The 20887-nt window shown below is 38.2% G+C and carries 22 protein-coding genes and 1 pseudogene; 16 read left to right on the top strand and 7 right to left on the bottom strand.

Going from position 1 to position 20887, the window contains the following annotated elements:
* Positions 1 to 438 precede the first annotated feature (438 nt).
* The 7 genes and pseudogenes from AC25Y1_RS01645 to AC25Y1_RS01615 all read left to right on the top strand — a co-directional run.
* Positions 439 to 810 (top strand): hypothetical protein, encoded by a 372-nt coding sequence (locus AC25Y1_RS01645; RefSeq protein ID WP_488146188.1) that lies wholly within the window; start codon positions 439 to 441, stop codon positions 808 to 810.
* A gap of 76 nt (positions 811 to 886) precedes the next feature.
* Positions 887 to 1063 carry a hypothetical protein gene (locus AC25Y1_RS01640; RefSeq protein WP_488146187.1) on the top strand — a complete coding sequence of 59 codons (177 nt, stop codon included), beginning with the start codon at positions 887 to 889 and terminating at the stop codon, positions 1061 to 1063.
* Positions 1064 to 1109: 46 nt separating this feature from the next.
* A complete protein-coding gene (locus tag AC25Y1_RS01635) occupies positions 1110 to 2057 on the top strand; it encodes a serine hydrolase domain-containing protein (protein ID WP_488146186.1) in 948 nt (315 codons plus the stop codon).
* 117 nt (positions 2058 to 2174) lie between these two features.
* A complete protein-coding gene (locus AC25Y1_RS01630; RefSeq protein ID WP_488146185.1) occupies positions 2175 to 3362 on the top strand; it encodes an RNA-guided endonuclease InsQ/TnpB family protein in 1188 nt (395 codons plus the stop codon).
* Positions 3363 to 3559: 197 nt separating this feature from the next.
* On the top strand, positions 3560 to 3868 hold the full coding sequence (locus tag AC25Y1_RS01625) for a pyridoxamine 5'-phosphate oxidase family protein (protein ID WP_488146381.1): 309 nt from the start codon (positions 3560 to 3562) through the stop codon (positions 3866 to 3868).
* Positions 3869 to 4121: 253 nt separating this feature from the next.
* A complete protein-coding gene (locus AC25Y1_RS01620) occupies positions 4122 to 5906 on the top strand; it encodes a DUF4153 domain-containing protein (protein WP_488146184.1) in 1785 nt (594 codons plus the stop codon).
* A 189-nt stretch (positions 5907 to 6095) separates the two neighbouring features.
* Positions 6096 to 6257: pseudogene (locus tag AC25Y1_RS01615) on the top strand (pyrimidine dimer DNA glycosylase/endonuclease V); the annotation flags it as partial.
* 56 nt (positions 6258 to 6313) lie between these two features.
* Here the strand turns inward: AC25Y1_RS01615 and AC25Y1_RS01610 are convergent.
* Positions 6314 to 6505, bottom strand: coding sequence for a hypothetical protein (locus tag AC25Y1_RS01610; RefSeq protein ID WP_488146183.1), 192 nt, complete (start codon positions 6503 to 6505; stop codon positions 6314 to 6316).
* Between the two features lie 12 nt (positions 6506 to 6517).
* Here AC25Y1_RS01610 and AC25Y1_RS01605 point away from each other — a divergent pair, with 12 nt between their 5' ends.
* Positions 6518 to 7135: a class I SAM-dependent methyltransferase gene (locus AC25Y1_RS01605; protein WP_488146182.1), complete on the top strand. Its 618-nt coding sequence runs from the start codon at positions 6518 to 6520 to the stop codon at positions 7133 to 7135.
* 83 nt (positions 7136 to 7218) lie between these two features.
* On the opposite strand, the gene AC25Y1_RS01600 is transcribed toward AC25Y1_RS01605, so the two are convergent.
* Positions 7219 to 7614, bottom strand: coding sequence for a hypothetical protein (locus tag AC25Y1_RS01600; protein WP_488146181.1), 396 nt, complete (start codon positions 7612 to 7614; stop codon positions 7219 to 7221).
* Between the two features lie 118 nt (positions 7615 to 7732).
* Here AC25Y1_RS01600 and AC25Y1_RS01595 point away from each other — a divergent pair, with 118 nt between their 5' ends.
* The 3 genes from AC25Y1_RS01595 to AC25Y1_RS01585 all read left to right on the top strand — a co-directional run bounded on the left by AC25Y1_RS01595 (position 7733) and on the right by AC25Y1_RS01585 (position 10865).
* On the top strand, positions 7733 to 7903 hold the full coding sequence (locus AC25Y1_RS01595) for a Fe3+ hydroxamate ABC transporter substrate-binding protein (protein WP_488146180.1): 171 nt from the start codon (positions 7733 to 7735) through the stop codon (positions 7901 to 7903).
* Positions 7904 to 8010: 107 nt separating this feature from the next.
* Positions 8011 to 8406 (top strand): VOC family protein, encoded by a 396-nt coding sequence (locus AC25Y1_RS01590; RefSeq protein ID WP_488146179.1) that lies wholly within the window; start codon positions 8011 to 8013, stop codon positions 8404 to 8406.
* 179 nt (positions 8407 to 8585) lie between these two features.
* Complete coding sequence (locus AC25Y1_RS01585; RefSeq protein WP_488146178.1) at positions 8586 to 10865, top strand: ATP-binding cassette domain-containing protein; 2280 nt, start codon at positions 8586 to 8588, stop codon at positions 10863 to 10865.
* Positions 10866 to 11106: 241 nt separating this feature from the next.
* Here the strand turns inward: AC25Y1_RS01585 and AC25Y1_RS01580 are convergent, their stop codons facing one another.
* The gene (locus AC25Y1_RS01580; RefSeq protein WP_488146177.1) at positions 11107 to 12399 is read right to left on the bottom strand and encodes a M20 family metallopeptidase; all 1293 of its coding nucleotides are present in this window, start codon (positions 12397 to 12399) and stop codon (positions 11107 to 11109) included.
* Between the two features lie 139 nt (positions 12400 to 12538).
* Here AC25Y1_RS01580 and AC25Y1_RS01575 point away from each other — a divergent pair, with 139 nt between their 5' ends.
* Positions 12539 to 12958 carry a hypothetical protein gene (locus tag AC25Y1_RS01575; RefSeq protein WP_488146176.1) on the top strand — a complete coding sequence of 140 codons (420 nt, stop codon included), beginning with the start codon at positions 12539 to 12541 and terminating at the stop codon, positions 12956 to 12958.
* A 590-nt stretch (positions 12959 to 13548) separates the two neighbouring features.
* Positions 13549 to 14388 carry a malate synthase gene (locus AC25Y1_RS01570; RefSeq protein WP_488146175.1) on the top strand — a complete coding sequence of 280 codons (840 nt, stop codon included), beginning with the start codon at positions 13549 to 13551 and terminating at the stop codon, positions 14386 to 14388.
* Between the two features lie 145 nt (positions 14389 to 14533).
* Here the strand turns inward: AC25Y1_RS01570 and AC25Y1_RS01565 are convergent, their stop codons facing one another.
* The 3 genes from AC25Y1_RS01565 to tatC all read right to left on the bottom strand — a co-directional run bounded on the left by AC25Y1_RS01565 (position 14534) and on the right by tatC (position 16342).
* Positions 14534 to 15043, bottom strand: a complete 510-nt coding sequence (locus AC25Y1_RS01565) for a YfiT family bacillithiol transferase (protein ID WP_488146174.1) — start codon at positions 15041 to 15043, stop codon at positions 14534 to 14536.
* Between the two features lie 263 nt (positions 15044 to 15306).
* Complete coding sequence (gene tatA / locus AC25Y1_RS01560) at positions 15307 to 15507, bottom strand: twin-arginine translocase TatA/TatE family subunit (protein WP_488146173.1); 201 nt, start codon at positions 15505 to 15507, stop codon at positions 15307 to 15309.
* A gap of 79 nt (positions 15508 to 15586) precedes the next feature.
* Entirely contained in the window at positions 15587 to 16342 is a 756-nt protein-coding gene (tatC, locus tag AC25Y1_RS01555) for a twin-arginine translocase subunit TatC (protein ID WP_488146172.1), read from the bottom strand.
* A gap of 246 nt (positions 16343 to 16588) precedes the next feature.
* On the opposite strand from tatC, the gene AC25Y1_RS01550 reads away from it, so the two are divergent.
* From AC25Y1_RS01550 to AC25Y1_RS01540, 3 genes are read left to right on the top strand one after another with little or no spacing between them, the layout of a single operon-like run.
* Complete coding sequence (locus AC25Y1_RS01550; protein ID WP_488146171.1) at positions 16589 to 16840, top strand: hypothetical protein; 252 nt, start codon at positions 16589 to 16591, stop codon at positions 16838 to 16840.
* Between the two features lie 27 nt (positions 16841 to 16867).
* The gene (locus tag AC25Y1_RS01545; protein WP_488146170.1) at positions 16868 to 17626 is read left to right on the top strand and encodes a gluconate 2-dehydrogenase subunit 3 family protein; all 759 of its coding nucleotides are present in this window, start codon (positions 16868 to 16870) and stop codon (positions 17624 to 17626) included.
* 48 nt (positions 17627 to 17674) lie between these two features.
* Positions 17675 to 19423, top strand: a complete 1749-nt coding sequence (locus AC25Y1_RS01540) for a GMC family oxidoreductase (protein WP_488146169.1) — start codon at positions 17675 to 17677, stop codon at positions 19421 to 19423.
* 241 nt (positions 19424 to 19664) lie between these two features.
* On the opposite strand, the gene AC25Y1_RS01535 is transcribed toward AC25Y1_RS01540, so the two are convergent.
* Positions 19665 to 20576: a tRNA dihydrouridine synthase gene (locus AC25Y1_RS01535; RefSeq protein WP_488146380.1), complete on the bottom strand. Its 912-nt coding sequence runs from the start codon at positions 20574 to 20576 to the stop codon at positions 19665 to 19667.
* Positions 20577 to 20887 lie beyond the last annotated feature (311 nt).

Genomic DNA, 20887 nt, shown 5'->3' with positions numbered 1-20887 from the left:
ATCACCTCCTTAAATCTGCAGTCGCAACATATATGCTATAGAGTGATTGACAAAACTATATATTCCAAACAGTCAATCTAGTGTAGTAATTATAACATTTATAGTTACTATATGTTAGTCTTCTAAATTATTCTGTAGGTAAAGAGAGAGATTATTGATTTACTTAGTCGCGTAAGATTATATAAACGGTTTTCCGATTTTATTTAGTTCGCTTTCAACATTAATCGATAATTAAAGTATAAAGCCATACGTATATTTTATCGTAAGTGTTATACTAGTTGTAATAGTTTGAATGGTCTTTAAAGAGAACTGTATTCAACAAATGGCCCAATCAATTACTAAAATATTGTTCAACCTCGCTATGCGCAATGCTGGTGAAAAGAATTGTACCTTTAACTGAGAAGGGAGATAATTTAAATCAAAAAGTTTACCTGGATAGTGTTGATTTTATTTTTGTCTGCCATATTTTCAGGGTGTTCAGCATCTGAAGTGATTCGGGTGGGCACTCCTTATAATGAGAATGGAACTGAAGGAATAAAATTTGATAAGGAGATTAAGGACTCGAAATCAATTGAAGCTTTGAGAGAAATCATTAGGAATGTTAGGGAGATTGAAGAACCAAAAGACATAGATAGTGAACCAGAGACCTTTTTTTTGCTTGATCGTCAAAAGGAAGGCGTTGCTGAAATGTGGTTTTATGTTTTTTATCAGGGCGACGGCAGTTTAATTTTATATAATGACAATTCAAATAGTTACTTTGCTCTTTCTAAAGAGCAAACTAGTGAACTGAGAAGCATAATAGAACAATAGTAAATCGTTAATCAGCGATTGTGTGATTGTTACCAAGATGATGGTTGAGTAATGATGTAATAGGAGGAGGAGAAATATGACTAAATCTCAAAAGACTTCTGTTTTAATTGCAATTGTAGTACTTGTTTTCTTCTTTGTATTATCTTTAATTACGCGTCAGTGGGGATTCTTTTTATGGAGTTTATTGCCTGTTTTCATTGTTGCGATGACTACATTTACGGCTAAGACTGGCAAGAAAGATACCGGGAGATGAAAAAAGTATATTGAACTTGAATTGATAGAAAGGAGTCTGCAACACAGTGAGACATCACAATCAAAAGCTTTTTAAGACGTTCATTTGTTTTCTACTCATTTGGATCTTAATTGGCTATAATCCAGCGTTAACTACTGCTACTGAACAGGCAGTTTTAGAAGGAAAGTTAGAAGATTACTTGGTAGAACATGAGGAAGATGTTGCTGGATTAGCAACGATTGTGATTGACCAGGATGAAGTCATTTATAAGATGAAAGGTTATGCAAATATAGAAGAACAGGTTCTTGTTAATGAAGATACTGTTTTTGAATGGGCATCAGTCTCTAAAGTGTTGATATGGATCAGTGTTTTACAACTAGTAGAGGCAGGCAAGCTTGATTTAGAAACGGATATCGATTCTTACTTGCCAGATGATTTCCGCTCCAAAACAGAATTTGGAGATCCCATCACGCTGCTTCACTTAATGCATCATAATGCGGGATTTGATGATAGTGTGACTGACGTAATGGTTCCTGGTCCAACCGAACAGAAGTCATTAAGAGAAGTACTCGAAGCAGCAGATATAAAACAAGTATTTCCGCCTGGTAAGGTTCTTGCTTATTCAAATTATAGCAGTGGTCTCGCTGCCTACATTGTCGAGGAAGTAAGTGGTCTAGACTACCGGGAATATGTACGGGAAAATATTTTTGAACCCCTTCAGATGACGAAAACAGCAATTGACCATGATCTAGCCGATAACGAATGGGTGAAAGAACAAAGGGGAGAGGTGCAGGGGTATTCGACTGCGCTGCAATTAATTGACACTAATTTTTACTCAATGCCCATGTATCCAGTTGGGAGTGTTATGGGAACAGCTCCAGATTTGCAAAAGTTACTGCAAGCGATGTTAGCTGAAGATGGGGCTCCTTTATTTAAAGATGAAAAAACGATCGATTTAACAGATTTGGGCAGAAGTCCTCCACTTCTAAACGTTAAGGTGTGGAAACACCAGTGAAAGTGGGGGATGAATGCCTGCTCTAGAAGAATTAAAACTTGGTAGGGGAACATTCGTTTCAATTATGGTATAATAGGTTGTAAGAATATTCGATTATACGAGATTGGAGGCGAAGAAATGATTCGATGTATGAAAATATCATTTCGGGCAAACCAGCAAACAATTGATCAATTGTTCGAATGCAACCGTATATCAGGTGAAGTTTGGAATCATTGTTTAGCACTTTCGAAAGAAACCCATCTGAAAACAGGGAAATGGATTACGAAAAGTGAATTACAGAAAGGGACAAAGGGGATTTTCCCGATTCATTCCCAATCTGTACAGGCAGTTTGCCATAAATATCTGTTTGCACGGAATGCGGCAAGAGAAGCTAGAAAAGGGGGACATAACAATAAGTATCCGTATAAACAGAAAAAACATTTTAACACCAAATGGGCAAACAATGGATTCAAAGTACTTGAGAACGGTAAAATCCAATTATCCATGGGCGATTTTGAAGGAAAGAGACAATCCCCTTTATTTGTTCAAGTGAAAAAATTGCCACAAGGGGAAATCAAAGAAATTGAATTGATTTTTGATCGGAAACTAATGCTGTCCATTGCTTATGAAGATAGTAAACAGGTAAAAGAACACAACTTTGAAAATCGTTCAGCCATTGATGTTGGTGAAGTTCACACCATTGCGGCAGTCGCAGAAAACGGTGAAAACATCATCATTACAGGTCGCAAAGTGCGTTCTATTCATCGGCTTCGCAATAAAAAACTGGCAGAACTTCAACGAAAAATGAGCAAGTGCGCCAAAGGTTCTAAGCAGTGGAAAAGATACAACCGAGCGAAGCAATTTGTGCTTTCAAAGAGTGACAAACAACTTCAAGATGCGATTCATAAAACAACAAAACAGTTTGTCGACTGGTGTATTGAAAACGAAGTGAAAGAAGTTGCGTTTGGCGATGTGGACGGTGTTCAGCGAAATACTTCCAGTCGTAAAAAGAAAAAGGTTCGCCGTAGAACAACAAATCAAAAGCTATCAAACTGGTCTTTTGGAAAGGTTTATACTTTTCTAAAGTATAAGCTAGAAGCAGAAGGTATCAAGATAGAAAAACACGACGAAAGTTTTACAACGCAACAATGTCCTTGTTGTGCTAAAAGACGGAAAACGTCTTCAAGAATATACAAATGTGCGTGCGGTTACAAGAATCATCGTGATATTCACGGTGCATCAAATTTCTTCGCGAAAACATTTTACGGCGAAATCAGGGAACTTGATTTCAGCCTCACACCCACAAAGTATCTACGGATTGCCTAATGGCAGGAAGTAGTAGATGGTCAGTTCCGACCCTGCTTATCTAAAAATAAGCTGTTGCCTACTGTAGTCTTCAAAAATGATTTCTGCGACTTGTCGCAAAAGGTTGGTGTCACCCACTAACTTTGTTGGAACACTTTTGCTGATGTAGTAGGAAACCCCCACTTCAAAAACGGTACGTTTTAAGTGGCGGGAGGTTCATTGATGAATTCACACTTTATACAGTGTCATCGAAACAAACGGAGAAGGTGGATGAACTAGAAGCGAATCCGCATACGCATATTTTAATCGGCTATGAGGGCGAAGGTTTCGGGGATGACTTTCTTGAAATACAAGGAACTGTCACCATTTCATCCGATGAAACAATGAAAGAGAAAGTGTGGAATAAGATGCTGAAACCATGGTTCAGCGGTCCAGAAGATCCAAATCTCGTCATTTTGAAGGTGACACCTGATACAATCCGTTTAATGAATAAAAAAGGTGAAGAACCAAAAGTCATTGAATTTTGAGTAGCGGGTACCGGCAATACGCTGGTACCTTCTTTTTTTCTCTAGAAAACTATTTAATTTAAAAATTCAAATAAATAAAGTATAATAGATATGTAATCAATAAAAGGTCGCTATTATGATGTATTACTTGAGAAAGCAAGCAACCCCAGTTAAGAACAACTTTGTCTCTTGAATGGAATATACTAGAATTAGTTAATGCAATCTCAACGTTAAAGTTTTAACTATCGTTAAAAAATTGAAAGAGGTGATGACAATGAGGGTAAATAAACGATTTCAAAATAAATTTGAAGGAATTATAAAAGCCACCAACCGTTATCCGTTAACGATGCTATTACTTTTGGTTGCAGCCATTACTAGTGCGATTATAATCCAGCAGGAAGCGGATCAATATGTACGGTATTTAGTAACCTTCTTAATAGGTGCTCTATTAAGTATCGTTGCACAGCAGGTTTACGAACGCTTCTTTACGAAGGAGAGCGAACGCCTACTGCTAATGGTCGGTGCTTTAATTTCAGCTGGCGCATACTTTTTCGCAATTTACCCAGATGATACTTTCAATCTGGAAACGGGTATCAAAACAGGAGTCGCGGTGTTTGCACTTCTCATGGCATTCATATGGATTCCCTCTATTAATAGTAAAATAACCTTTAACGAAAGTTTTATGGCAACATTTAAAGCGATGTTTATCACTGTCCTTTTTACAGGGATTATTGCTGGCGGCATTAGTTTAATCATTATTGCAGTCGAAAGTCTATTGTTTTCTGTAGCTAGTCATACGATTCCGCATACATTAAATATCGTCTTCATTTTATTTTCACCAATCTATTTTCTATCCTTCACACCGCTTTATTTTGGAAAAAAGGATACAGATTTAATAACTGAGCAAGTGACGCTGCGAGAGGAGAAATTGCAAAGAGCTATCAGTTGTCCTAACTATTTAAGTGTTTTAATTTCTTATATTATTATTCCGTTAACTGGCTTGTATACGATCATTCTTCTAGCTTATATTCTCATGAATATCGGCGGAGATTTCTGGACGAAGAACTTATTAGAACCACTGTTGGTGTCGTATTCAATTACAGTTATTGTCGTTTATATTCTTGCCAGTCATCTAGATAATAAATTCGCACACATCTTTAGAAAAGTATTTCCGAAAGTATTGATACCGATTGTTTTATTTCAAACGATAGCCTCTATTGTTAAAATTAGTGAAATGGGCATTACTTACGGAAGGTATTATGTCATTCTCTTTGGTGTCTTTGCGATTATCGCGGGGATTGTCTTCAGTTTTATGCCGGTTAGAAAGAATGGGCTAATCGTTGCTGTCTTACTCATTTTTTCAGTCATCTCGATTATGCCACCAGTTGATGCCTTTACGGTGAGTCGTGCAAATCAAATCAGTTTGCTGAAAGAAACGCTGATAGAAAACAATATGCTTGTAAATGATATGATTTTGCCGAATTCAACGATTTCTGATGAAGATCAGACAGTAATTACTCAGACAACTGGTTATTTAGAGCGTATGGGTTATACGGATGAAATCGACTGGTTGCCAACTAATCTCTATAGGAATAATAAATTCCGGGAAGTTTTTGGGTTTACAGAAGTTTACAATCAAGTAACCGATGATGTAAATCAAAGTCAATCGGCATACTTAAACTGGGTTCAGAATCCAGTAGTTAATATTGCAGATTATCAACATATGGTTAATTTTAATATTCATAGTCACAATGATTCCGAGGAAGAGATAAATATTGAACAAGATGGTGCTATTTACAAAGTAGTAAAGAGCTATAATGAAGCTGGTGTTATTTCAATTCGTATCATGAATGATCATGATGAAGAATTGATTCAACTAGACACTGAAGTAATATTCACTGAAATTCTTGATCAGTACAATGGAAAGGAAATGTCGGTAGAGGAGGCCACGATTATTCAGGAAAACGATAAAGTTAAAATGAGTATTGTAGCCAAATCTGTTGATCGATACGATGATGAATATAATGCTGATTTCTACCTGTTCATCAATATTAAATAAAGTAGATGCCTCGTAGGAAATGGTGTAATACCGTTTCCTACGAGGCTTTTGGTTTTAAGAATCTAGTGTCAGGTATCTGGGGTAACGCCTAAAAAACTATCTAATTTCAAAGTTCAAACAAATGAGGTATGCTAGATAAGTGTCCAATAAAAGGTCACTTTTCATTAAAAGAGTAAAGTGGTGAAGAGAATGCGATTATGGCATGAAGACATGTTATCTGAGTTGCCGCGTCAGCAATTGCTTGGGCAGCACCGTGAATGCTGTGCGTTACGTGGATTTGGTTGGAACAAAAAACATGCGACTGTGAATTATGTATTCAATTATTCGCCGTATAAGCTTTTTCAATATCACATGACATATTCTCCAACTTTCTTGTTCATATCTAGCTCATTTCGTGCAAAATCTGACTAACCAATTGTTAGATGAATGCCTTTTCCAGCAAGATTTTCGAGACATTCTTTCATATAACCTTTATCATGTTCTGGATAAATCGGGTTGCTTGATTCCTCAAGTGAAATTTCCTCATAAGGCGGGCATTGTTTACCACGGTACTTCGGGTTTTCCCATAATGGATCATTGTTATAGCCCCGTCTTTGCATTTCCCTCATCACTTGGGCTGTGGCACAGGGAGACTAACAACCGAGTTTGCTAAAGCAGGCTATTATGTAACTGCGATTGACCCGCATGAAGAAGCGATCGAATATGCGAAAAATAAAGAGTATCCAGGTGAAGTAACTTGGGTCGTTGGGGATAGCTCAAATTTACAAATAGATATGTTTGACGCAGTGATTATGACGGCGAATGTTGCGCAAGTTTTTCTAACTGATGAAAGTTGGCAACAAGTGATTTCAGATGCCTATCGGGCACTAAAACCAGGTGGTCACTTTATCTTTGATACACGTAACCCATTGGCAAAGGTGTGGGAGCAATGGGAAAAAGATAAGACACCTGATCATGCAACGAATCCAATCAGTGGTGAGCCGCTTGAAATTTGGACTGCATACGAGGGTTTTGTAGAAGATGTTTTTACGTTTTATGAGACTGTGAAAAATGTTCGAACTGGTGAAGTCATTATTCATGAGAAAATGCAACTAAAATTCCGAGCACAGGAAGAAATCCATGATGCATTACAACAGGTGGGTTTCTCGGAAATTCAAGTTTATGGTGATTGGGCGTTTGAACAAGCAACCTCAGAAACCAATTCTTTTATTTTCCACGCTGTAAAGTAAGGTTACGGGTTCCAGCACATGAGAAGGAGATAAAGATAACCGGTTAGCATTCTTCATAAGCACTCGTTTGTTTAAGAAGAATGCTACTTAATACGCCCCTTACCTCGCATCTGATAGTCTAGTTGATTACTAATTTGCTCTAATTTATAGGCAAAATCAAATTCATCATCTTCTCTAAAAGACTTAGCCGATACCATATATTCTTTACCTTCTTCAATTAGGTTATAAACCATTGATTCTTCGATAAATATTTTATAACGAGTCTCTCTATGATCATAAGCATTATATCCGATTATCCACATTTCACTATATTCTCCAGGTTCAATATAATGGTGTTTTTCTTCTATCGTCATCGCTCCAAAATCAATACTCAAATTCGTTTGAGAAGTTGCATTTTGAAAGAAGAAAAAATAACTAATAATGAGCGTGGACACAGCTAATATTACTAATACCGGCCATTTTTTTTTGTGTATGATCACTTTCTCATCTCCTCAATAAATACTTAATCGCTTATGCGGGAACTTTCGAAATCTTTATTCTACTTTAACATGAAATATCCAATATGCCATATAACAAAGAAAAAAGGAGTGTTTAATATTGTTTAAGCGGAAACTATATTGTTCGAATTGCAATCGGGAAGTCCTTGCTGGAGAAGATATCGTTGTCAAAATGAAAGTACCAGCGTATGCGGGCATGGTAGAAATCAAAGCGTATCTAAAAAAGGAAAGCGAGATTCTATGTGCGGATTGTTCTAAAAAAAAGGATTAAATAGAAACCATTGAATTGAAAATATAATCAATCCGATAGAAGGAGTTTTGTAATCAATTGAAGAATAGTAATGAAGAACATATTGAGAGTAAGCTTAGGAGGTTATTATGGGTAGAGTCGTTCATTTTGAAATTCATGTAGAAGATATGGAACGCGCGAAGCACTTTTACGAGAAGGTCTTTGGCTGGAAATTTGAAGATTGGTCTGAATATGCGGGGATGCCGTATTTTGGAGCTATAACTGGTGAGGAAGGTGCTCTAGGAATTGACGGTGCTTTAATCAAACGTCAAGGCAAGGCACCAGAGATTGGACAACCCATGAACGGTTTTTCTTGTACGATGGGCGTCGAGGACTATGACTCTACTGAGAAAAAAATTCTTGAGCTTGGCGGCAAGGTTACATTGCCGAAATATGCGTTGCCTGGTATGGCGTGGCAAGGCTATTATAACGATACTGAAGGAAATGTAATCGGTATTCATCAACCAGATGTGAATGCAAAATAGTTAACAATCTTCCGCGATCGGGCACGTTTGTGGAACATCAAAAGCCTAATTTTTCGCCAAAAGAGGCGAGGATTAGGTTTTTAATCTTTCAATGCGTAAAAACGTGAGCAGATCTAGTCAGTTCAATCGCGAACGCTGGTATTAATAATTAGCGTCGTAAAATAAGAAAGGATGATAAAGTGTCGGAAGTAATAGATGAAATCATCTTAAGAGGTCTCAAAGAAAATAATCTAAAAAATATAGATTTAAATTTACCAAAAGAAAAAATCACCGTATTTACGGGGTTATCAGGTTCAGGAAAGAGTTCGGTTGTTTTTGATACTCTAGCGACTGAAAGCAGAAGACAAATGACGATGAATTATCCGCTCTATGTTCGAAATCAAATGCCGAGATACGAAAGACCGCATGCTGATTTGATGCAAAACTTAAGTCCGGTTGTCGTTGTTGAGCAAAGACCCATTGGCGGAAATTCTCGCTCAACAGTGGGTACCTATATGGATATACATCCTTTGATGAGACTTTTATTCTCAAGGATTGGAAGCCCGCCAATTGAATCTGCTACTGATTTTTCGAGTCAAAGTTCCTTTGGTCGTTGTTCGGAGTGTAGTGGGTACGGGGAAGTGGTTGCGCCCGATTTAAATAAGCTGGTCGATGTGGATAAGTCACTTCGAGATTATGCAGTGAGGTTTAAGCCGTTGTCACCTTCAGGCTGGCAAGGCAGATGGATGATGACCGGCGGATTATTTGATCCAGATAAGCCGGTTAAGGATTATTCAGAAGAGAAGCGCCAACTCTTATTATATGGCCCTCCGAAAGGCGAAAGAGTCTTTGCGCCGTTTCATACAAAAAATGGTCCTCAAGATCATGAGTGGGATGGTTTATTGCCAAGATTTATACGCCTATATATCAATAGAAATCTCTCAAAGCTAAAACAAGTATCACAAGAAGACGTCTTAGCCATGTCCGCTCAATCCTTATGCCAAACCTGCTTGGGCTCCGGCTTAAATCCAAGGGTATTGGCTTGTCGAATAAATGGCTTGAATATCGCAGAGTACGATCAACTAGAGTTGACGGAATTACTTGAAGAACTAATGAAGATAAAAGATCCTTTGGGGGCGTCTATCGCCCTGCAAGCAATCCCACATGTAAAACAACTGGTTGAAATGGGATTGGGCTATTTGAGTCTATCCAGAAAAGTGGGTACTTTGTCTGGTGGAGAAGCACAAAGGGTGAAAATCGCGCGTCATTTAGGGAGCAGCCTAAACAATCTCACTTACATATTTGACGAACCGAGTGCAGGCCTTCATCCGGAAGAAGTGGCTATGTTAATACGGATGTTAAAGAATATTAAAAAACAACATAATACCGTGATCGTCATTGAACATGATCTTGCAGTCATCAAGGTGGCAGATGAAATTATAGAAATGGGTCCTGGCGCAGGTGTGAGTGGGGGAGAAGTTGTTTATCAAGGAAAACTAGAAGGGTTGAAAAATTCTAAAGCCGCAACAATTTTAAACCAAAAGCTAATCCTAAACAAACAGCCAAGAGATATAAAAGATTATTTTACAATTAAAAGAGCGTATCATAATAACTTGAAGGATGTAAGCCTAAATATCCCACAAAATGTGCTGGTTTCTGTATGTGGTGTGTCTGGTTCAGGTAAAAGTTCTTTAATGATGAAAGCATTCCCAGAAAGTTATCCAGAAACAATCATGGTCGGACAAGGCCGAATAGGCATCTCTACTCGTTCGACACTGGCTACATATATGGGCATCATGGATGATCTCCGTTTGATTCTTTCAAGAGAAACAGGACAACCAGCGGGTTTGTTCAGCTTTAATTCATTGGGGGCATGTCCTTTTTGCGAAGGGAAAGGTGTCACAAAACCGGATGTAGCATTTGCAGATCCAGTGACAGTAACCTGTGAAGCATGTAACGGACTAAGGTTTTCTGACGATGCGTTATCATACAGCTACCGAGACAAAAATATCGCAGAGATTTTAGGGTTAACGATTGATGAGGCTTTGAATTATTTTAGCGTGCCAAAAATCATGAAAAGAGTGGATACGCTTAGAGATGTAGGACTTGGGTATCTAACATTAGGGCAGGCGACAAGTTCTTTAAGCGGGGGAGAAGTTCAGCGGCTAAAGCTTGCCAGTTACTTACAAAAAGAAGGACAAATTTACCTATTAGACGAACCCTCTTTAGGGCTGCACGCACAGGATAACGACAAACTCTTAGTAGTGTTTCAAAATCTTGTCAACAAAGGGAATTCGTTGATCATCATCGAACATAATTTGGATTTTATAGCGGCGAGCGACTGGGTTATTGAATTAGGTCCAGGCGGGGGAAAACAAGGGGGCCAGGTTATATTTGAAGGGACACCAGAAGAGTTGTTACAGGCGGAAACATTGACTGCGATGTGGGTAAAGGATGGAGCTGCAGAATACTTTACGTGAAACAAAGAGAGTGATTTTCGGTCTCCAATGGTCAATGAAATGTATTCTTTGGCGAACATAGCAATGATGGAAAGGTTCCGTCGAATGCAGAATTTAAAATAAAACTAAAGGATCAAGAAGCAGAGAAAATGCTTTTGGCGCTTTGAAGCAATAATTGGATAGAATCCACTTGGAAAGTCTATTGTTATTGACTTTCTAAGCGGATTCTTTGTGATTTTATTGTTTATTCGTCTCATAAGTCTTAAGGTTTGGTGCAACTCGAGTTTAGATACTTGATTGCCGCCTCGGCATAAATCTCTGCAGATTCTACTAGGCTCTCTACTGAAATCTGTTCGTCGTACCCATGGATGGTTTCAAGTTGTCCTGGGCCATAAAAGGCGGTATCAATGCCGTGACGCCGAAAGTGACTGGCATCACTTGACCCAAGCGAGAGTATGCTGAAGACAGGTTCGTCTATACCGAGGACACGGCGGATTCCGAATTCTAGAGACTGCACAATTGGACGGTTTTCCAATGTCCAGTTCGGATTATTATGGCGTACCATTGGCTCAACAACAGCATCTGGCGCTGCAGCGTGGATAAGATTCCTGGCGACCTCCTGTAAAAACTCGAACGTCATGCCATATGGCACTCGCGTATCTACCTCGATGATGCACTCATCTGCGATAACGTTGACCCTTGTTCCGCCTTGAATTGTACCTGGATGGTAGGAGGGGCGATAAAGTAATTCTGATAATAACGGATTTCCTTGACGTTGAGCGAGAAACCACTCCGTTCTGTACAACAACTGATCAAGCTCCTCGGGTGGTGTTGCTTTATGTTCCCATAATTTGGCTAGAGATTCGACCACGGCTGCTCCTTTACGGATTGCGGAGATTCCAGAAAGTGGTTGTTGACTGCCATGCCCGGTTTCGCCTGGTACGGTGATCTTCATCCATGCCATAGACTTATCGCCAACATTCGGATGGCGGGCGTGTGTCGGTTCTCCAATAATACAAGCATCTCCTTTAATAAGACCCTGATCCAGAAGAGAAGCCACCGCAAAGCCGCCACTTTCTTCATCTGGAGAAGCGATAACGCCTAGGCTACCTTTCAATTGAAGTGCGGGAGCAAACTCCTGAAGTAGTCCTGCTACAAAAATTTGTGATGCCAAACCGCCCTTCATGTCGGAGGCGCCTCGACCCAAAAGCATTCCTGCGCTAACATCTCCCGAATAAGGGTCAAAAGTCCAACGCGAACGATCACCTGCCGGGACGACATCTGTATGGCCGCAAAATAAAAGGCGCGGACCAGTTTCACTTGTTAATGGCGCATCGCAGACAACAGTAACGAGCGCATTTTCACTACTTAAAAATTCCGTGGTTAAGAACCCTTTTGCTACTAGGTATTGACTAATATAACGTCCCACTTCGAGCGAAAGCTTCCTAAAATCTGGCGATGGGTTTTCAGATGGAATTCGAATTAATGATGCGGCAAGTTCGACCAATTCCTCTTGCCTAGCCCTTATTAACTGTCGAATCATTTCGATATTCATATACATACCCCGCTTCTTATCAAACAATATCTAGTATTTATATACTATTCTATGTGTATGTACAACGTCATAGACTGGCGTAAAAAGAGAAGCGTCCCAAAGTAATTCTAATACGTTAAGATCACAAGGAGTGGTCGAGGTGAAAGTAGGGAAGAGCGGTCTACTTGGTTTAGGTTTATTTTTACTCGTTATTTTTCTGCTGTCGATCTATACGTGGTTTTCAGATGAAGGGAATCCTGTCGGTATCCCATTATTGCAAGAAAAACAGGAAGTCTCGTTAGAAGAAGCAAATGCCTATTTGGAATCCTACCATACAAAAGTGGGATTCTATAATGAAGTTGGGGAAAGTCTCAGAGAAAAAGGATATGAACACAGTCTACTTGGGATTATGGAGTCTGAAGATGAATTTCAGATTAAAATCACCCTACTCAATAAAGAAGCAAACAAACTTGAACAAAAAGAAGTAAAGAAAATCTTTGAAGAAACCGCTATAAAATTTAAATTGGAACCTAGGATATTTAAGGTTCACGTGAGCGATGGTAAAACGTCTGCTTTTTAGGTGCTCTCTTAGTACTCTTTTTCGGTAGCACTTTACAAGAAACTGATTCACTACAATTGTATAAAAAATCTAAGGGATATCGACAATTAGACTTTGTCGATATCCCTTTTCGGATTTTTAACCGTAGTCGTGAATTGTCGTAAATCAACCATGCATAGGTACTCGTTTCAATTGAGTTAGTTCCAGGCGGCGGAAAACTAGGTGGTCATCTTCTATTTGAATGGACGCCAAAAGAGATGTTATATATGGAGACATTGACTTCAGCGTTGGTTAGGGACGCAGTTTTAAAGAAACTTATAAAATAACACTTAATGATTTTTTTCTAATTCGCAATTTTTGACGAGGATTGCTGGTTTGTTTTTTTCAGTAATTATACATTTATATATATTAAATTTAAAAGACTAATATTATACGATAATCAAACAAACATTGTCAACCATTTAATTTGCGATTTTTCAGAAAAAGTGATATAATATGGATAGAACAGTTATTTAGACAGGATTCGTTAATCGTGCACAACTTCTTTGAGACAGAATTTGAGTACGATTTTTGAATTGGAAAAACTTGTTTAACATAAGGAGAGTGGTTTTGTGAATTTAATTAATGAAGCAGTTACTCATAAAGTCTTCGGTGAAGGTAGTATTGTGGAGCATGAGGAATCTATCGTCACCATTGAATTTAATAAGGATATTAAAAAATTTGTTTATCCTGATGCTTTCGGAAAATTTATCACACTAAATGATCGGAGTATTGCACAAGCATTTAAAGATGTCTTTTTGAAAAGGGAAATGGAAGAAGAAGCCCTTGAAAAGAAACGTGAAGCAGAAAATGAGCGATTGGTGCTAGAACAACGACGTAGGGACAAATTGAAGAATCATAAAATTCATGAAAGTTCACAAGTTGTTTTTTGGTTGGACGAAGAAGAACAAGAAAGTGTATTTGTCGACTGGGAAGCATCGACTGGTGTGCTACAAAGTGGGAAAAATAAAGGTCAGCCAAATAGAGCAGCTCGTTTGGGTCCAAACAGCGTAGGCCTTTTAACGGCACGAGCGTCGGATCAACAAGAAGTTGAAAGACTAATTCTTGGTCTATACATGGTAGATGAAATGTTTTCCGGCAATCAGAGCAATGATGGAATGGTCCCATCCCATACAGCGTATAGAATTGAGCTCACAGATCAAGAAGCAGAGAAGATGTTGTTCTGGAATTACTATATCAATAAGAATTATCCTGATCGGACTGCATGGAATTCAGGTAAATATCGTTATTTTGATAATGTGATGACTGCACAAATCTTAAGTGATATCATCGCATTAAAAACAGATGAAGACGAAATTAATGAAGCTAAAAACTTTTTAAAATATTTCTGTGAAAGGAATGTCCTTGACATAAATGACATCCCAGAAGCCGCCGGAGCATTAAAGCAATAATCATTCGTTGACAGTGAGGGATGATTCAGGTGAATATCAATCCCCATGACAGATGATAAAAAAGCCTAATTCCCGCCAATTATAGGCGAGGAATTAGGCTTTTGCTATTCAATCGTTTGGGCTTATTAAGGGTCATGAGCTTGTCTTATTTTGATAATGCATTTTTAATATGAGCTAAGTGGTGCTCTTCGTGCCAAGCTAATTTTGCAACTTTTGTTGCAACTGTTATTTCACCGTTGTACTGGTGGGTAAAAATCCGATCCAATTGCTTCTCAGTTAAACTTTTACCTAAAGAAACAATGCGCTCATTTATACCTTCTAGCATTTTAATAGAACTTTCTATAGGTAACTTCGTATCGGGTTGAATAGCCCACTTATCTTGATCGAAGTTCGGTGCGGTTGGATTCTCATCTGTCAAAGACAGCTTCAAACGTTGATACATATTCAACTGAGAATCTGTGATGTGGTGGACGAGTTGATGAACTGTCCAGCTACCATCACGATATGTTCTGCTTAATTCTTCATCATTTAATACGTCAACGGTATCTCTTAATCGGGTCGTGTACGTTTCAATATCCTTTAGCCATTCTTGAATGTTTTCCAATGTAACTTGTGCAGGAACTTCTAATTTCCCGATTGGGTATTTGATATCCATTTTCAATCCCCCTAGCCTCTATTTGTTGTTTTTCTTCTATCAACTATTTCATAATCTACTATATATTCTAACATCTTTTTGGTATCAGAGCAAAAAACGATTCGGTTAATAAGTTTGTTATAGATAGCGACTAAAAAATGTTTATCCGAATCTGTGAATGATGAACAAGGAACCTTGCACAGGTATATTCTAAATAGCTCTACGTAAAAAGACCCTGCATTTGGTTACATTCAATGTAATCAAATACAGGGTTATATAGTTTGTTAAACTTTTTTCTTCTCTTTTTCTTCTTCTTCTAGTTTGAATTCATCTGCAACTTCATCAACGATTTCTTTTGTTGAGTTTTTGAATTCTTTTAATGTTTGTCCAACTGCTTTACCTAGTTGTGGTAATTTAGATGGTCCGAAGATGATCAAAGCGATAACAAGGATTATGATTAATCCTGGTACTCCGATGTTTGGCATAGTTGTCCCTCCTTATAATTAACATGCTGTGGAAATATGTAACAGTATAACATTAATAACTTGAAGAAACATTGTCAACTTATTCCTTCAAACTTTCCTCTTCTCGTTTCTCTTTCGCCAGCTTTCTCTTAACAGACACACTCGACACCCAAATACTAATTTCAAACAAAAGCAATAACGGAATAATAATCAAGATATCCGAAACAAAATCCGGTGGAGATATTGAAACACCTACGACGACAAGTATGAAGTAAGCGACTTTTCTCATTTTCCGTAATTTAGATGGAGTTACAATTCCTAACTTTGTTAAAAACAGTATGACTACAGGTAATTCAAATACGATTCCTACAGGAATGAGCAAGTTGAACATGAAAGAGAAGTACTGTTTCATACCATATGTTTCAATTGCACCAATTGATTCATTGATATTAGACATGAAATTCAACATCAAAGGAAATAGCAAGAAATAACTGAAACTAATTCCGGCTAAAAATAGTAAAAAAGAAACAGGGATAAAAATAATTGTTCCTTTGGATTCTTCTTTAGATAACCCCGGTTTTACAAATAACCATATCTGGTACAATGCGATTGGAAGTGTAATGAGTAAGGATAACAGTAAGGCGCAACTTAAATAAATCATAAGCCCATCCGTATATCCGAATACATTCCATTCCACATAAGCGGCTGTAGGTTGCGTTTTAATAAAGGTTAATAATTTTGGTGCTAAACTAAAACCGATAATTAAAGTAACGATAAATGTCACAGCAACAATAATCAACCGTTTCCTAAGTTCGGTTAAATGCTCGACAAGCGTGTATTCTGATTCTTGTGCCATGCTTCTTACCACCCACTATTTTAAATGGAAAGTATAAACTTTCGTGTAAACAGATTCGTACATCTTTACTCTTATATTATACACATCAAAACTAATAAAGTGTAAAAATATGCGTAAATCGAGATATTTTATTTAAGATGTAGTAGAATAGATAAGATTGTTTCCAACTCGTAACTATTTATCTTTCAGTAGTTTACTGAACTATGTAAGTATTGGAACAGAATATTTGTAGAAAGGAGAATGAGCATGTCACAGTATAATAAGGAAGAGTTGAGTTTAGTCATTCAAGTACTTTTGCCGTTATGTTTAGTTGCTGCATTTGGTTTTATTCTTAGCTTTATCACAGGTGATTTTCCTTGGATTACACTTTTAGGTGTACCAGTTGGCTTAGCGATTATTCTTATATCATTGTTAGGGAAAAAGTCTATTATTTTTTCAGTTGTGCTAATCATGTCGGCGGCAGTTTGCACACCAGTTTTTCACTGGAGTACTTTTTAATACTAAATTGAATTTGGGGGTTTTATCATGTCAAATCAAGAAGATAAAAATAAACTGTTAGATAAACGTTCTTCTAGAAGAAATTTCATCAAAAATTCAGGGCTTACTGTTGGTGGACTAGTTGTTGGTGGCGCACTAGGAAGTCTTTTAGTGAATGACGAAGCACCTAAAACAGGCGTTCAATCAGAACCTCATAAGCCTGCGGATAATCCAAATGCTGCTTTAATGTTTTTCACGCCTAAGCAACATCGAATTACGGAAGCGGCGACAGAAAGAATTTTCCCTAAAGATCACAATGGTCCTGGAGCTAAAGAGTTATTAGTTACATATTATATTGACCACCAATTGGCTGGCGGCTGGGGAACAGGTACAAAAGAATATACTTCAGGACCATTTTTCCCAGGCGAATCCACACAGGGTTATCAAGGACGTCTCAACAGACAAGAAATCTTTGGAATTGGTCTACAAGCTTTAGAGGATGAAAGTTTAAAAGCCTACGACAATGTATTTGAAAAACTTACTGACGAAGAACAAGATGCAATTTTGACTGAATTTGCAGAAGGTAATGTAAAACTAAGAGGAACAAGTTCTGCTCACTTTTTCGGCGTTTTACGTTCGGCCACAATTGAAGGCGCATATTCCGATCCATTATACGGTGGTAATGCAGGTATGGAAGGCTGGAAGATGAAAGACTTCCCAGGACATCAAATGACCTTCCTCGATATTATCGAAAAAGATTTTGTGAAGATAGCACCAGCAGCGTTAAATTCTCAACATAGTCATTAATCGTAAGACGTAGTTAATAGAGGTATTTCGATTGAGGAGGAAATAATAATGGTTAAAAAGTTACCGAAAACAGATGTAGTTATTATTGGTGTGGGTTGGTCTGGAGGCATTATCGCTTCTGAATTAACGAAAAAAGGTCTTAAAGTCGTTGGATTAGAACGAGGAAAAGATCGAAAAACAGAGGATTACTTCATGGTACATGACGAACTCAGATATGCAGTTCGACATGAAATGATGCAAGATCTATCCAAGGAAACAATTACATTCCGTAATAATGAAAAAATGCGCTCTCTTCCAATGAGAGAATATGGTTCATTTCTAATTGGTGTAGGGGTAGGCGGTTCTGGAACGCATTGGAATGGACAAAACTTCCGTTTCCTTCCATATGATTTTGAATTACGCAGTCAAACGATTGCAAAATATGGTGAAGACAAAATACCAGCTGACATGACAATTCAAGACTGGGGAATTACATACGATGAAATAGAACCTTACTATGATCAGTATGAAAAAATGGCGGGAATTTCTGGAGAGGACAACCCATTAGGCGGTAAACGTTCAAACCCATTCCCTACAGGTCCAATGAAAAAAACTCAAGCTATGGAATTATTCGATAAGGCAACAAAAAATCTAAACTTACATCCATATGTCCAACCTTCTGCGAATCTATCAGAAAACTATACAAACCCGGATGGAATTTCACGACTAGCTTGTCAGTACTGTGGATTCTGTGAACGGTTCGGTTGTGAGTACGGTTCAAAAGCGGATCCTACAGTTACTGTACTTCCAGTTGCACAAGCGACAGGAAATTTCGAAGTAAGAACTCATTCTGAAGTGCGTAGAATTTTAAAAGACAGTGACGGAAAAGCAACAGGTGTACTCTATGTAGATATGCTTACAGGCGAGGAATTTGAACAACCAGCAGACGTTGTTGTATTAACGGGGTATGTATTCTCGAACGTTCGTCTTCTTCTCATGTCTGAAATAGGAAGACCTTATGATTCTACTACAGGTACTGGAGTAATTGGGAAAAACTATGCTTATCAAATTAGAAAAGGTAGAGCAACAGGCTACTTTGATGATCAAAAGTTCAATAACTTTGCAGGAGCTGGCGGCTTAGGAATGATCGTTGACGATTATAACGGCGATAACTTTGATCACACCGATTTGGATTTTATTCACGGTGGGATGATTATCCTTGGACAAACTGGTCTAAGACCGATTGCCAATAACCGTGTCCCTTCAGGTACACCAAGTTGGGGTAAAGAATTTAAAGATGTATCGTTAAAATATACAAACGCTGCGCTAACAGTTAGTGGTGAAGGTGCATCAATGGCTTATAAACAACATTTCCTAGACCTTGATCCTGTTTATAAAGATTCGTTCGGCGATCCTTTAGTTAGAATTACTTTTGATTTTGAAGACCAAGATCGTCAATTGACAGCATTCTTGGCAGATAAATGTGAAGCAATTCTAAAAGAGATGGGCGCAGATCATATCGATACGAGTAGAGAGCTTGGACCGTATAATGTTGCTGAGTATCAGTCAACACACAATACAGGTGGCGTAATCATGGGCGCAGATCCTGAAACATCAGCAGTAAATAACTATTCTCAAATGTGGGATGTAGATAATCTATTTGTTGTAGGAGCTTCATCGTTCCCACAAAACGCTGGTTATAACCCAACAGGTACAGTTGGCGCACTTTCTTACCGTGCTGCTGAAGGAATTCTCAAGTTCTTCGAAAATAAAGGCGGCCAATTAGTACAAGCAAAAAAAGAAAAACACCACGCTTAATAGTTGGTTGAGTAGTCCAACTATCTAGTATACGGAACGCTGTAAGACATGTTTGGTTAATTCATAATAAAATACAAAAGGGATATCGACTGTAAATTGTCGATATCCCTTTTGTATTTTGCTTGAAGTCATGGATGGTCATAAATGCGTTGGTGCACTTTAAAGGTGGCGCACCAGTGTGGAGCAGGGGAAAAGGCAAAAATAACATCAAGCCTCACGATTGCTATTCCACAGGCACCTTTTACTTAATATCTAAAAACGATTTTACTAGATCACGTACCTCATCAGTCGTTTTTGTACTCATTAATTGGTTTCGTAGTTCGCCTGCACCTTTAAAGCCACGTATATAGATTTTGAAGAAACGTAGAAGAGGTTTAAATGGACGTGGACCAATTTCTTCTGAGTATTTATCGTGAAGATCTAACTGCAAAAATAATAACTTGAGGAAGTCTTCCACACTATGTTCTTTCGGTTCTTTTTCAAAAGCAAATGGATTCGTGAAAACCCCGCGGCCAATCATGACGCCATCAACACCGTATTGTTCAACTAATTTGAGTCCTGTAGCACGGTCAGGGATATCCCCATTAATGGTTAGTAGCGTATTTGGTGCAATTTCATCCCGTAATTTTTTTATTTCGGGGATTAGTTCCCAGTGTGCATCCACTTTAGACATTTCTTTCTTTGTACGAAGGTGAATGGAAAGATTCGCAATATCTTGCTTCAATATATGGCCTAACCAATCGCGCCATTCATCAACTTGGCTATAGCCTAATCTTGTTTTAACACTCACTGGCAACCCGCCAGCTTTTGCTGCTTGAATGATTTCTGCAGACGTATCAGGACGGCGTATTAAACCCGCACCTTTCCCTTTGGTTGCAACGTTGGGTACTGGGCAACCCATATTTAAATCGATTCCTTTAAACCCAAGTTTTTTCATGTCGATACTCATTTCTCTAAAAAACTCAGGCTGGTCTCCCCAAATATGAGCAACGATAGGTTGTTCATCTTCCGTGAACGTTAAACGGCCACGTACACTATCTCTTCCTTCAGGATGGCAATAACTTACCGTATTTGTAAATTCAGTGAAAAAGACGTCAGGCCTAGCTGCTTCACTGATGACGTGGCGAAACACAACGTCTGTCACATCTTCCATGGGTGCTAATATAAAAAACGGCTTTGGTAGATCAAGCCAGAAATTATCCTCATTACTCAACTTATATCCTCCTATTGCAACATAAATGGACGGTATGTATCCATTGCAAATTTCTTTAATTATCTTCCATTAACTCTTATTACTTTAACACTTATACCATGTATCGTCTCGTCTTTTCAAGTACTCAATTTTAGACATGCTCTTAGGTAGCTATATTTATTGTGCTTATGTAAGAATCGATTCAATTAAATCTTCCTTGGTTTTAAGCACTTGATGATGTGGAAATACTTCAACCGTTTCAGGAACCTAAT

Source organism: Sporosarcina sp. Y1009, from assembly GCF_057669865.1.
Note: the sequence above shows the minus strand (reverse complement) of the source record. Positions and strands in the feature narration are given on the sequence as shown.

Excerpts from the sequence above, each read along its gene's own strand:
- AC25Y1_RS01640 (WP_488146187.1), top strand. The coding sequence starts at position 887 with ATGACTAAATCTCAAAAGACTTCTGTTTTAATTGCAATTGTAGTACTT.
- AC25Y1_RS01630 (WP_488146185.1), top strand. The coding sequence starts at position 2,175 with ATGATTCGATGTATGAAAATATCATTTCGGGCAAACCAGCAAACAATT.
- AC25Y1_RS01620 (WP_488146184.1), top strand. The coding sequence starts at position 4,122 with ATGAGGGTAAATAAACGATTTCAAAATAAATTTGAAGGAATTATAAAA.
- AC25Y1_RS01610 (WP_488146183.1), bottom strand. The coding sequence starts at position 6,505 with ATGCAAAGACGGGGCTATAACAATGATCCATTATGGGAAAACCCGAAG.
- AC25Y1_RS01590 (WP_488146179.1), top strand. The coding sequence starts at position 8,011 with ATGGGTAGAGTCGTTCATTTTGAAATTCATGTAGAAGATATGGAACGC.
- AC25Y1_RS01580 (WP_488146177.1), bottom strand. The coding sequence starts at position 12,399 with ATGAATATCGAAATGATTCGACAGTTAATAAGGGCTAGGCAAGAGGAA.
- AC25Y1_RS01565 (WP_488146174.1), bottom strand. The coding sequence starts at position 15,043 with ATGGATATCAAATACCCAATCGGGAAATTAGAAGTTCCTGCACAAGTT.
- tatA (WP_488146173.1), bottom strand. The coding sequence starts at position 15,507 with ATGCCAAACATCGGAGTACCAGGATTAATCATAATCCTTGTTATCGCT.
- tatC (WP_488146172.1), bottom strand. The coding sequence starts at position 16,342 with ATGGCACAAGAATCAGAATACACGCTTGTCGAGCATTTAACCGAACTT.
- AC25Y1_RS01550 (WP_488146171.1), top strand. The coding sequence starts at position 16,589 with ATGTCACAGTATAATAAGGAAGAGTTGAGTTTAGTCATTCAAGTACTT.
- AC25Y1_RS01545 (WP_488146170.1), top strand. The coding sequence starts at position 16,868 with ATGTCAAATCAAGAAGATAAAAATAAACTGTTAGATAAACGTTCTTCT.
- AC25Y1_RS01540 (WP_488146169.1), top strand. The coding sequence starts at position 17,675 with ATGGTTAAAAAGTTACCGAAAACAGATGTAGTTATTATTGGTGTGGGT.
- AC25Y1_RS01535 (WP_488146380.1), bottom strand. The coding sequence starts at position 20,576 with ATGGAAGATGTGACAGACGTTGTGTTTCGCCACGTCATCAGTGAAGCA.